General features: G+C 61.2%; 10 protein-coding genes. 1 reads left to right on the top strand and 9 read right to left on the bottom strand.

From position 1 onward, the window contains the following. Positions 1-6 precede the first annotated feature (6 nt). Both BLLJ_RS07895 and BLLJ_RS07900 read right to left on the bottom strand, forming a co-directional pair. A complete protein-coding gene (locus BLLJ_RS07895) occupies positions 7-750 on the bottom strand; it encodes a single-stranded DNA-binding protein (RefSeq protein ID WP_011068810.1) in 744 nt (247 codons plus the stop codon). 275 nt (positions 751-1,025) lie between these two features. Further along, positions 1,026-2,840, bottom strand: coding sequence for a proline--tRNA ligase (locus BLLJ_RS07900; RefSeq protein ID WP_007055676.1), 1,815 nt, complete (start codon positions 2,838-2,840; stop codon positions 1,026-1,028). 391 nt (positions 2,841-3,231) lie between these two features. Between BLLJ_RS07900 and BLLJ_RS07910 the strand changes: the two genes are divergently transcribed. Further along, positions 3,232-3,588, top strand: a complete 357-nt coding sequence (locus tag BLLJ_RS07910; RefSeq protein WP_007052454.1) for a hypothetical protein — start codon at positions 3,232-3,234, stop codon at positions 3,586-3,588. Between the two features lie 24 nt (positions 3,589-3,612). Here BLLJ_RS07910 and amrS read toward each other — a convergent pair whose 3' ends face one another. From amrS to BLLJ_RS07945, 7 genes are all read right to left on the bottom strand, one after another. Further along, complete coding sequence (amrS, locus tag BLLJ_RS07915) at positions 3,613-4,785, bottom strand: AmmeMemoRadiSam system radical SAM enzyme (protein ID WP_007052453.1); 1,173 nt, start codon at positions 4,783-4,785, stop codon at positions 3,613-3,615. Beyond that, positions 4,772-6,562: an AmmeMemoRadiSam system protein B gene (amrB, locus tag BLLJ_RS07920; protein ID WP_013582900.1), complete on the bottom strand. Its 1,791-nt coding sequence runs from the start codon at positions 6,560-6,562 to the stop codon at positions 4,772-4,774. The genes amrS and amrB overlap by 14 nt, the downstream gene beginning before the upstream one ends. 49 nt (positions 6,563-6,611) lie before the next feature. Then, complete coding sequence (locus tag BLLJ_RS07925) at positions 6,612-8,030, bottom strand: DEAD/DEAH box helicase (RefSeq protein ID WP_007053887.1); 1,419 nt, start codon at positions 8,028-8,030, stop codon at positions 6,612-6,614. A gap of 48 nt (positions 8,031-8,078) precedes the next feature. Beyond that, positions 8,079-8,729: an oligoribonuclease gene (gene orn, locus BLLJ_RS07930; RefSeq protein ID WP_013582901.1), complete on the bottom strand. Its 651-nt coding sequence runs from the start codon at positions 8,727-8,729 to the stop codon at positions 8,079-8,081. A gap of 167 nt (positions 8,730-8,896) precedes the next feature. After that, positions 8,897-10,450 carry an IMP dehydrogenase gene (gene guaB, locus BLLJ_RS07935; protein ID WP_007052449.1) on the bottom strand — a complete coding sequence of 518 codons (1,554 nt, stop codon included), beginning with the start codon at positions 10,448-10,450 and terminating at the stop codon, positions 8,897-8,899. A gap of 52 nt (positions 10,451-10,502) precedes the next feature. Further along, on the bottom strand, positions 10,503-11,786 hold the full coding sequence (locus tag BLLJ_RS07940) for a glycosyltransferase family 4 protein (protein ID WP_007052448.1): 1,284 nt from the start codon (positions 11,784-11,786) through the stop codon (positions 10,503-10,505). Continuing rightward, positions 11,783-12,457, bottom strand: coding sequence for an L-threonylcarbamoyladenylate synthase (locus BLLJ_RS07945; RefSeq protein WP_007053883.1), 675 nt, complete (start codon positions 12,455-12,457; stop codon positions 11,783-11,785). Before BLLJ_RS07945 ends, BLLJ_RS07940 begins: the two co-directional genes overlap by 4 nt. Between the last annotated feature and the right edge of the window lie 113 nt (positions 12,458-12,570).

Consider the following 12,570-nt stretch of genomic DNA (forward strand, 5'->3'; position numbering starts at 1 on the left):
TGGCACTCAGAATTCGGATTCGCTGGGATCGGAAGATTCGGCGAAACCGTCGACGTAGGTTTGTTGGGCTGCGGACTGTGGCTGATTAGCGCCAGCGTCCGGTTGCGACATGACGGCATCGGCCATGGACGCAGCCGCTGACTCGGTTGATGGCGACGGCGATTGGCCGGAATCGGAGGTGACCCCAAATTCGACGGGGCCAGATTCCGACGAGGTCGCATACGGGTCAATGCCCACACCGGATGCGGCACCGTCCACACTATATTGCGTTGGCCTCATGTGCGGTGACGATGCTCGTTGCCCGTTTCCGCCATCCATGCCTTCGGCGGCACCATTGACATTGCCGTTACCGTTGCCACCATTGCCTCCGTTCCCATTACCGGCACGCTGTGGCTTGATCAGCGACGTGGTGCCGAAGGTCAGGTCATGCCCAATGTTGGTGGCTTCGAGAACGGTTCTACTGCGCGGTTCGCCTTGCTCATTGGTCCACTGCTCGGTGATGAGTGAGCCGACCACAATGATGCGGTCACCGCGGCGAACCGAACTGGCGGCGTTCACGGCCAAAGCACGGAACGCTTTGACGCCCACCCATGCGGTTCCGTAATCCTCCCATTGTCTGGTAGTCGGGTTGAGTCGACTGCGGGTGCTGCCCATACGGAATGTCAGCACGCGGAAACTCTCAGTTCCGCCTAGTGTCGGATCACCGGCCACAAAGCCGGTGACGGTCACTGCTGCTTGTTGATTTGCCATGATCGGTCCTTTCCTCGGCCTGCTGGCCTGTTGTTTGGATGTGGACCGCCGGAGCCTGTCTCCGGCTTCATTGCCGGCTTGCACGCCCCAGCGGTACCTCCACTGTGAGGCATGACGTTTGAAGCGCACAAGGGCAACTGGCAAATGTGGATACTGTGACGCAGTTGAAATTTTAAGAATGTGGATAAGTTTCGGTTATCCACAACAAAGCGCCATTCTGCGACTGGGCAGAATGGCGCTTGATGCGATTAACGCCGAGGCTGAGTAAGTGGGACTCAGCTGAGGGCGGCGAAGCGCTCGGCGAGCGCGTCGGCGGCTTCGGCGGCGGGCACGGCGACCTTGTTTTCGCCGTTGCGGTCGCGCAGTTCGATGGTGCCGTCGTTGACGTAATCGCGGCCGACCACGGCGACCAGCGGCACGCCGATCAGCTCGGCATCCTTGAACTTGACGCCCGGAGACACCTTCTTGCGGTCATCGTAAATAACCTCAAGGCCCTTGGCCTCAAGCTCGGCGACCAGCTTCTCGGCACCTTCAAACGCCACGGCGTCCTTGCCGGTGGCCACCACGTGCACGGCGGCCGGGGCAATCACGGACGGCCAAGCCAAGCCGGCTTCGTCGTGGTGTGTTTCGGCGATGCAGGCCAGCACGCGGGAAACACCGATGCCATAGCAGCCCATCCACACCGGCACGGCCTTGCCGTTCTGGTCGAGCACCTTCAGGTCCAGTGCCTTGGAGTACTTGAGACCCAGCTGGAACACCTGGCCGATTTCCACACCACGCTCGAAGCTCAACGGACCGGAACCATCCGGGCTCATGTCGCCGTGGCGAACCTCAACGGCTTCCACCACGCCGTCGACCTTGAAGTCACGGCCGTACACCAGGTTGTAGTAGTCGACCTCGTTCTCATCGGCACCAGTGAACCAAGCGGAACCCTTGACCACGTGCGCGTCGATCAGGTAGCGAACCGGGTTCTTCACGCCAGCAGCCTCGGCCTGCGGGCCAAGCACCATCGGTCCGATGTAACCGGGCACCAGTTCGGGGTGCTGCTTCAGGTCTTCCTCAGTGGCTTCCTCAAGTTCGGCGGGCGCGAACTGGGCTTCCAGTCGCTTCATATCCACCGTACGGTCGCCGGGCACGCCGACGACAATCACTTCACGCCACGGCTCGTCATGCTCTTCATCCTCAGGGTGCTTGACGGTGATCACCACGTTCTTGAGGATGTCGGAAGCCTGCCATTCACGGCCATCAGTACGCGGGTGGTCGGCGTTGGCACGCTCGATCATGTTATCGATGGTCTTGGCATCCGGGGTGGCTTCCTTGGAAGCGGCGGGAGTGGTGGAAGCATCGATTTCCGGTAGTTCCGGAGTGCTCAGGGCCTCCACATTCCATGCCTTGCCGGAAGGTGCCAGCGCGAAGGTATCTTCGCCGATCGGCATCGGAGCCAGGAACTCCTCGGATGCGGAGCCGCCCATCGGGCCGGACATGGCGAACACAGGTACGTACTTCAGGTCAAGACGCTGGAAGATACGCTCGTAAGCGCCGCGCTCGTCATAGTAGGCCTTGCGCATGCCTTCTTCATCGATGGTGAAGGAGTAGGCGTCCTTCATGACGAATTCACGACCACGGATCAGGCCGGCGCGCGGACGGAACTCGTCGCGGTACTTGGTCTGGATCTGGTACAGGGTGACGGGCAGGTCCTTGTAAGAGGAGTACATGTCCTTGACCAGAAGGGTGAACATCTCCTCGTGGGTGGGGGCCAGCAGGTAATCGGCCTCGTGGCGATCCTTCAAACGGAAGATGTTATCGCCGTACTCCTCCCAGCGATGGGTGGCCTCGTAGGGTTCGCGCGGCAGCAGGGCCGGGAAGTGCACTTCCTGGGCGCCGATGCCGTTGATCTCCTCGCGGATGATGGCCTCGATCTTGTTCAGCACGCGCAGACCGAGCGGCAGCCAGGTCCAGATACCGGGTGCGGCCTTGCGGATATAGCCGGCGCGCTGCAGCAGCTTGGCTGAATCGACATCGGCATCAGCGGGGTCCTCGCGCAGGGTGCGCAGGAACATGGTTGACATACGAAGGGTATTGGAAGTCATGTGTTCCACGATATTCGCGTGAACCGACAAGCCCGCCTGCTATTCGCACTATTCCGACCTTCATCTTGGCATTCGGACTCACTCGTGCAACAATGACGGCTAGAAGGGTAGAAGGGCACGATGACGCAACCGACCGAGCAACAGGGGAATCAGCCGGAATCCTCGGAGCAGCCGGTGTATCAACCGGCCCCAGCATGGGCCCCGCAATTTTCTGCTGCAGCCCCCGCAATTCCCAACGGCAGTTCCACAACAAGCGGTATCGCAACAGCCAATGGCCATGCCACCGTTTGCGCAATCGCCTATGTCGGTCCCGGAACAAGCGGCCTGCCCGTATCAACCGTAACAGCCGGGCCGGGCCTATGCTTCTCCCTGCCCCTACCCGAATCCGGCAATGGCCCAGCCGAACCAACCATCAGTCGCGCAAGAGCGATTCGGGCGTTCGTCGGGACGGCTGACCGCATCACAGGTTATTGAGACATGCGCCACCATTCTTGCCGGCGTAATACTCCTCGGTCTTGCATGGACCAACCCGCAACCGTATGCCCCGGTGGATCTTATCGCCGGCCTGTCCGGAGCGGCCGCGCTGATTGTGGGTGTGCGTTTGCCGCAAGTACGCCCGATGCTGCGTAGCTGGCCGGCATTGTGGCTTGCTTTGGGCGGCATCATTCTGATTGTGGCAGCCGCGCGCTATGAGGCGAGCCTCAAATCGATGAGGACGATTGCCGCGCGTATTGGCGATCTGCGGTGAATCGCGCGGGCGACCTGAGGCAGATTACCAACGTCCGGCGATAGCAGTCCTGCATACGGGGCAGTGCCCATTGCCACCGTATCCGGCAGATAAACGATTGGCAATGATTCGATACCAATCGCGTTCCACGAGCTTGGCCCGGCATTCAGGGTTTGGGCAATACGTGGTATCGCCTTCACGATCATGCACGTTGCCTGTGTACACATAATTGAGTCCCTCTTCGAGGGCGATGTCTCGGGCGCGGGTCAGAGTCTCGTGCGGGGTGGGCGGTACGTCCATCATGCGGTAACTGGGGTGGAATGCGGAGAAGTGCAGCGGCACGTCCGGACCCAAGTGCTCGCGTATCCATGTACATTCAGCATGCAGCTGGGCGTCGTCATCGTTGAATCCAGGGATGAGTAGCGTGGTGAGCTCCACCCACACGTGTTCGCCTTCTGGTGTGCGTGCCTCGTTGACCGCATAGTCGATGGTCTCGAGCACATCGGCCAGATGAGTGCCGGTCACTTTCCAATAGAACTCTTCGGTGAAGCCTTTGAGGTCGATGTTGGCGGCGTCCATGGCCGCGTAGAAGTCGGGCCGGGCTTCGGCGCTCATGTATCCGGCAGTCACGGCGATGGGATGGATGCCGAGCGCTCGGCAGGCTTCGGCCGTGTCGATGGCATATTCGGCGAACACGATCGGATCGTTATAGGTGAACGCCACCGAATCGATGCCCCGGTCGGCCGCGACCTGCGCGATTTTCTCCGGACTGGCTTCCATGCCGAGCCGGTCGAAGCTGCGGGCTTTGGCAATATCCCAGTTTTGGCAGAATCGGCAACCGGAATTGCAGCCAGCCGTGCCGAAACTCAGCACACTGGAACCGGGGTGGAAGTGGTTGAGCGGCTTCTTTTCCACTGGGTCCACGGCGAAGCCGGAGCTGCGGCCGTAGGTGTCGGAGACGATGAGTCCGTCGTGGTTTGAGCGGACGAAGCAAAAGCCGCGTTGGCCGGGCTTGAGGACGCAGCGGCGCGGGCATAGTTCGCAGCGAGCGCGGTTGGTACCGTCGTGGAATTGCGTTTGCCAGCGGGCTATGGCGGGGTTACGAACATCTGTGACTGACGCCGTATGACCGCACGATTCCCGATGACCACCCTCCGGCGCTTCGCGCCACCTCTTGCCAGCGGGAGGAGATATGGTTGCTGCGTTAATGCTCGGCATAGGCGGTCACCTCGTAGCGTTGACAGTCGATTTCGCTATCGGTCCAGTCGTAGGAAGGGCGGATACCGGCTTTGGCGAGCAGGTGAGCGACGAAATCGTGCGGATCGGGCAGCTCATCCCACACTTGTGGCAGGAATGTGGCGCTGCGGCCACGACGGTCGGCGAGAATCAGACCGTCTTTGCCGGGGCGTAATACTTCCTCAAGTTCAGTGCGCGAACGTACCGGGCGTTCGACGTTGCTGCCGTCCCGTTTGACGGCGTCGGTCTGAGGTCCGGATTGCAGCGATGCCAGAGTCGCGGTCTTCGAGCCGGTACCGCGCGAATCGGCGTCACAGGAGTTCACTGTAATCGGCTCGGGCTCACCCAAGACGGATACCTCCACGTTGAGCAGCGGGTATTCCGCGGCGGTGACCGGGGTGAAACGTGGGTCGCGGGTGGCGGCATCCACTGCGTGCTCGGCCACGTCCTTGCCGAGCGAGCGGTGGGCGACCAGCGAACCAATGCACCCGCGTAGCCGGCCACCCTCGGTCAGGGTGACGAAACAGGCACCGGGCTCGTTCAGCCATGGGTTTGCGGCAAGAATGGACGCGGTCGAATCAGCGGCGGTCGGATGCTCGATATGCAGCCGTTCCCGGATAGCGGCACGGGCAAGTTTCAGCAGCACCTCACCGTGGGATGGCGTACCCGATGTGCCTAAGTCATCTGCACCGGCTAGAGCATCTGCTTCCGGCTTGGATTCCCACGCGGCAAACGAGACATATCCCACTACCGGCTCGTCGGCGTCTCGCATTGCGGGGCGAGGTTGGCCGGCGAGCGCCACCACGCCGTCGTCGCCGGAAGTGGAACAGCCGAGCTCGAAGAGCCTCATGTCCTTGCGGCCTTTTAACACATCCAGAAGGCCGTTGATCGGGTATGCGCCACAGGCCCGGCGAGGGTGAATCGGCAGATGCAAAGCCGCAATGTCCGCAATGGTCTGGTCATCCAACGCGCGGGCGACTTCGTGCGGATGATAGTGCGAGAGATCCGAACTAATCACGATGACGGTTTCCGGGCCACCCCACAAAGCACGCAACACATCACCCACCTCTTGTGGCGTGGCATCGCCCGCGTTCAACGGCACGATAGTGAGGTCTGGGCCGAGCACGGTCTGCAGGAACGGAATCTGCACTTCTACCGCATGTTCTTGTGCGTGGGTTGGGGCATTGACGATCATTGCGGGAGCCGGCGCGCCCGGACGGGCATGTGTACCGGAGCGCAATGGCTCATTGACAGACAGGCCCAGAGCCTTACGCTCGGCTGCAATGTCTACCGGCACAGTGCCCAGCGGCGTTTCAAACGCCGCTGCCGTGGAACAGGCGACGCCTCGCACGGCCACGCGGTGAGTCGGCCCTACGATTACCGCGCGAGTCACGCTCCCCCGCCCACGCTCCAAGAGCGCGTAAGCGAGCGCAGCTGCCGTGCCGGAATATATGTATCCGGCGTGCGGCACTATTACCGCCCTCGGCACCCACGCTGGAAGTGTGGGCTCCAACTGTTGCAGAAGCTTTCGGCCGTAATCGAGCTGCTGGTTGATTAGCTGTTTGAGCGCGGTGCGGTCAGCCGGATAAAACGAACCGGCCACCGCTGACGGACGTATTGCGCCAGTGATTTTGCCGCTGCCGTCTGCCGCGCTTGCTGCATCTGACGCACTAGCCACACTGACCGTATCGATTTGCACACCGGCTCGGGCGGCCTCGCGAACCTCATTGTTTCCACGAAATATCTCGGATAGCACCATAACTACCACCTCTTATTCCATGGTAGCTGCTACGGAGCGCTTCTAAAGATCAGAACAACGCGTCCTGGGCGAAGTCATCGTCGGGATTGGCACCGAATTCGTCCGGCTCGGCGGGTTTGAACGCGTTTGCACCTTCATCGGCCAACTGGTCGGAGGCCGCGGCCGAGGCTTCGCGCAGGTCGCCGTCGAGCACCACGGCATCGGGCGAGACGAGGAACATGCGTTCGTTGACGCCGGCCAAATAGAGGCCGCCCAGCGATTCGACTCGGGACAGCGCCACATATCCCATGCCTGGCGCGAAGGTGCGCTTCAGGTCCATGACCGCACGGTCAAGCGTCATGCCTTGCGACTTGTGGATGGTGATGCCCCACGCGCAGCGCAACGGCACCTGGAAGACGGAGGCGAGCACGGTGTCGCCGTCCATCATCTCCCATGTGGCCTGTTTCATGGTGACGATGTTGCCGTTCTCGAATTCCACGATCGGCCAGCCGCCCTTGTTCTCCTGTGCGAAGCCACGCACGGTGCCGAGCGAGCCGTTGACGTACTGGCGATCGGTGTCGTTGCGCAGGGCCATGACAGCCGCGCCTTCCTTGAGTATCAATCGCTCGGGGGCCAACATGTTCTTTTTGAGTCGGTCGACCAGGTTGGCAGGGCCTGCTGTCTCGGCGTGGAACTCGTGTGGATCAAGCATGATCTGGTTCAGGCGCATGTCGTTGAGATTGTCGGCCTGCCGGTTCACCGGGAACAGGTGGACGGCGACCTGGCCGGGCTCGGGCAGTTTGCCCAGACGAGTGACGAGCACGTCACGGTCGGACTGGGTCACGTCGCCTTCGCGAATGTCGGTGAGCACGGTCAGCAGTTCGCCGGTATCCTGACGGTGCTGTTCGGTCAGATAGCAGATCACCGGGTTGAGTTCGGGCCATACCAGCGATTCGGTGATGAAGCCTTCGGGGTTCAAGCCGGCACGGGCATACCGTTCGCGACTGGCGATGAATTCGGGCGTGGGGGCGATGAGGTCGCGGTTGCGCCCGGACACCGAAACCGGCGGCAGCTGGAAGAAGTCGCCGGACAAGACAACCTGGATGCCACCGAACGGGCGTGGATCACGGCGTACTTCGCGGCAGACTTGGTCGACCATGTCGAACAGCCAAGCGTGCAGCATGGAAACCTCGTCAATGACGAGGATGTCCGTGGCCTGAATCTTGCGTTTGCGCCGGGATTTGATGAGTTTGAGCAGGCTGGCGCTCAGGGCGGTGGCCACGCCGACGCCGCTCCACGAATGAATGGTTTGGCCGTTGATATGCGTGGAGGCGATGCCTGTGGACGCGGTGACTGCTACACTGGCGCCGTCGGCCCGAGCCTGGCGGATGAACTCGTTCAAGACATAGGTCTTACCGGCACCGGGCGCACCGGTCAGGAACACGTTCGCGCCGGCGTTCAGAATGGCCAGGGCTTCGGTTTGGCGCATATCAACCTCTCTAGACTCCCCTCAGGGAGGGGAGCCAAGTACGGCGGACTACTTATTGAGGATGCTGGTGGCTACGATGTCGGCGGCGATGGCCTTGGATGCGGCATCGTCCGGGCCGGGGGCGGGAGCCATAAACGCCTTACGGTAGTAGCGCAGCTCGTCCAAGGACTCGATGATGTCTGCGAGAGCACGATGGCCACCGTTCTTTGGCGGGCGGTTCTCGTACACGGCCGGGTACCAGCGGCGGGCGAGCTCCTTGAATGTGCTCACATCCACGCTGCGGTAATGCAGGTGGCTCATGAGGTTCGGCATGTAATGGTCGAGGAACTTCTTATCGGAGCCGATGGTGTTGCCGGCCAGCAGCGGGCGCACGCCTTCCGACGTGAAGCGCAGCACGTATTCGGTGACCTTCTGCTCGGCCTCGGCCAGGCTCAGGCCATTCTCCCACTCGTTGATCAGGCCGGAACGGGTGTGCATCTGGCGCACGAAATCGTTCATATGGTTCACGGCCTTCTCGGACGGCTTGATGACGTAATCCACGCCCTCGTCCAGCACATTCAGGTCAAAGTCAGTGGGCACTACGGACACCTCGACGAGTTCGTCGCCGCCGAAGATATCCAAGCCCGTCATTTCGCAGTCAATCCAAATCAGGCGCGAATCCTTTGCGCTGTAAGTTTCTGCATCATGGCTGTCGACCATGGTAAGCCTCTTTTCGTCATGTCACCCGTTATTACAAGAACAGTTCAGACTATACCCCAGCGCATACAAGCTATCTCGAGCCACATACGCGAAAAGGGCCTGCATAAGCAGACCCTTTTCACAAGGAATCAACCCCTAACTAGCGCAAGCTAGCGGGCATCAACCGATCAGTTGTTGTGGAAGCCGGAGTAGTTCGGGGCTTCGGTGGTCATCACGATATCGTGCGGGTGCGATTCGCGCAGACCGGCGTCGGTGATGCGGATGAACTTGCCACGCTCCGGCATCTCGGCGATGTTGTGGGCGCCGATGTAGAACATGGACTGGTGCAGGCCACCGAGCATCTGGTAGAGCACGGCGTTCAGCGGTCCGCGGTACGGCACTTCGCCTTCCACGCCTTCCGGCACGACCTTGTCGCTGGAGGTCACGTCGGCCTGGAAGTAGCGGTCCTTGGAGTAGGACTTCTTGCCGCGCGGGGCCATGGCACCGAGGGAGCCCATGCCACGGTACAGCTTGTACTGCTTGCCGTGCAGGAGCACCTTCTCGCCCGGGGCTTCCTCACAGCCAGCGAGCGTGCCGCCGAGCATCACGGAGGAAGCGCCAGCCACGAGGGCCTTGGCGATGTCACCGGAGTAGTGGATGCCACCGTCGGCGATGCAGGGCACGCCAGCGGCACGGCAGGCCTGGGCAGCCTCGTACACGGCGGTGAGCTGCGGGACACCGACACCGGCAACGATACGGGTGGTGCAGATAGAGCCGGGGCCAATACCGACCTTGACGGCGTCCGCGCCAGCCTCAATCATGGCCTGAGCACCGGAGCGGGTGCCGACGTTGCCGCCGATGATCTGCACGCCGTCGAAGGCGGAGTCGTGCTTCAGGCGGGAAATCATGTCGAGTGCCAGACGGGCCTCACCGTTGGCGGTGTCGACCACGAGCACGTCCACGCCAGCCTCCATCAGAGCGGAGGCACGCTGCCAGGCGTCGCCGAGGAAGCCGACGCCGGCGGCCACGCGCAGACGACCCTGCTCATCCTTGGTGGCGTCCGGGTACTGCTCGGTCTTGACGAAGTCCTTGACGGTGATCAGGCCGGTCAGGTGGCCTTCCTCGTCAACGAGCGGCAGCTTCTCAACCTTGTGCTGGGCGAGCAGACGGTGAGCGTCGTCCTTGGAAATGTTGGACGGGCCAGTGACCAGGTTCTCCTTGGTCATGACATCCTTAACCTTCAGGGTGTCGTAATCCTCGGAGGCGATGAAGCGCATATCACGGTTGGTGATGATGCCGACGAGCTTGTTTTCCTTGTCCACAACCGGCAGACCGGAGATGTGGAACTTGCCGCACAGCTTGTCGAGGTCGGCCAGAGTGACCTCGGGGTTGACGGTCAGCGGGTCGGTGATCATACCGGACTCGGAACGCTTGACCACATCGACCTGAGCGGCCTGGTCGTCGATGGACAGATTGCGGTGCAGCACACCGATACCACCGTTACGAGCCATGGCGATGGCCATCTCGGACTCGGTCACGGTATCCATGGCAGCGGAGAGGACCGGGGCCTTCATCACGATCTTGCGAGTCAGATGAGTGCTGGTGTCCACTTCGGAGGGAATGACATCCGTCTCGTTCGGCAGCAGCAACACATCATCATAAGCAAGGCCGAGCTTGGCGAAAATCGGAGGAAGGGGAGCATACGCCGATTGGGCGTTCAATTCATCGAGGTTTGTAGCCATACAAACACTATATGAACACGCGCTGACCTTCACGACACACGCTTGTGAGCGCTCACTTATCCGCTGCCGGGTCCTGCACCTCACCCGCCTGCGAGTCCCGCGAATCCGCAGGCGAATCAGTCATCGAATCCGCTGCCTGAGAGCCAATCGAATCCCGGCTCTCCCCTACTGCAGACTGCGACTTAACCGTAGCATGCTGCGCGTTCTTGCGTGCGGATTCGAGCGTCAGGTTCTCGGCTTGGATCTCGGGAATACGATGCCGCAGATAGGGGTACATCGTGGCTATGGTCAGCACCACCACGGCGATGGGCATGCCCACGGCCACATGCTGCGCTTTGAAGAACAGAATCGTCAGCGAACCGAATGCGATCAGCGCGGCCCATCCCCACAGGATCAGCACGGCGCCACGCACCGAATGCCCGATCTTCAGCATGCGATGGTGCAGGTGCATACGGTCCGGATGCATGGGCGACTGGCCTTTGGCCAAACGCCGCACAATCGCCAGACACATGTCGAGCACAGGCAGGAACAACACCAGAATCGGCAGCAGAATTGGCATGAACACCGGCAGATAGATGCTGGCATGAATCGAGGCCGGGTCAAGACGTCCGGTCATCACAATCGAAGCGCAGGTGATGAGATAGCCAAGCAGCATCGAACCGGAATCACCCATAAACAGTTTGGCGGGATGCCAATTATGCAGCAGGAAGCCCACGCAGATACCCACCATCATCACGTCGATCAGCGTGGCCAACGAAGCATAACTCGGGGAAGACCGGGCGATGATATACGAATAGGCGGCGAACGCTATGCCACCAATCGCCACGATACCGGCCGCCAGGCCATCGAGGCCATCAACGAAATTGACCGCGTTAATCGAGGCGACAATCAGGAATGCGGTGATCGCCATGGACAGACTCGGCGAGGCGGTAATCAGCGAACCGCCCAAAGGCAGTGAGATGATCTGCAATCCGCCCCAAGCCACGAATACGGAAATCAGCAGCTGACCGGCAAGTTTCAGCATCCAATCGAGATCCCACAGGTCATCGGCCATGCCCAGCAGACTGATCATGATGCCGCCGGCAAGAATCACCCACATCTGGTAATTGCCGTTGAACAATCCCGAGAGAAAAGGCAGCCGACTGGCGAATACGGTAGCCACGGCAAAACCGATCAGCATGCCAAGGCCACCCATGCGCGGCGTGGGAATGGTGTGCACGTCTCGGGCACGCACCTCGCCAACCGCACCGATTTCGATGGCGACGTGGCGAATCAGCGGAGTCACCAGCCAGGTGACGCCACCGGCGATGGCGGCAATCAGTAGGTAGATTCTCATGCGCCGAGTCCACCGCCGTTGAGGTGGAGGGCCTTGCGAATCACGTTTTGGGCGATGACGCCTTCACGCAGGATCTCGATGCCGTCGCGCGCGTACGGATCGGCTTTGACGACGGTGCTGGAGACATGGCCTTGGGTGGGACCGCCGTCCAGATACAGGTCGACTTCGCTGCCGAACGCGTCAACCGCCTCCTGGACGGTCTGCGCGCTTTCGTCGCCGGAACGGTTGGCGCTGGACGCGGCCAGCGGGCCAGTCGCCTTGAGAATCGCGAGGCACAGCGCCGAATTGGGGATGCGGATGCCTTGCGTGCCGGGGCGACCATCGGCGGTGTCGGCCAAAGTCTCCAACGTGCAGTCGGGCCGGGCTACGGCAATCGGCGAGAACGCGCCAGGCAGAAACGCCGCCGACAAACGATTCAGCGGGGACGGCAGGTCGAGACCGAGCTCATCAAGCTGGTCGGTGGATGCGAGCAGTACCTGCAACGCCTTATAGCGCGGGCGACGCTTGAGCCGGTAGATACGGTCGATAGCGGCCTTATTACGCGGATCGCACGCCACTCCATATACCGTATCCGTTGGAATGACGACCAATCCACCATCCCGGATGACACGCGCCGCCTGTGCCAGCGATTCATCCGTGACTTTCAGCGTTGTTCCGCCTTCCACGCTCACGCCACCTCCGTTCGCTTGTGTATTCACAATCTACCATTGCACCATTGCGCCCCGACTTGCATAGTTCATCATCGCTCGTTTGCCGTACTGCCGTTTTCCGATTCGCCCCACAC

The organism is Bifidobacterium longum subsp. longum JCM 1217 (genome assembly GCF_000196555.1).
GTDB lineage: Bacteria > Actinomycetota > Actinomycetes > Actinomycetales > Bifidobacteriaceae > Bifidobacterium > Bifidobacterium longum.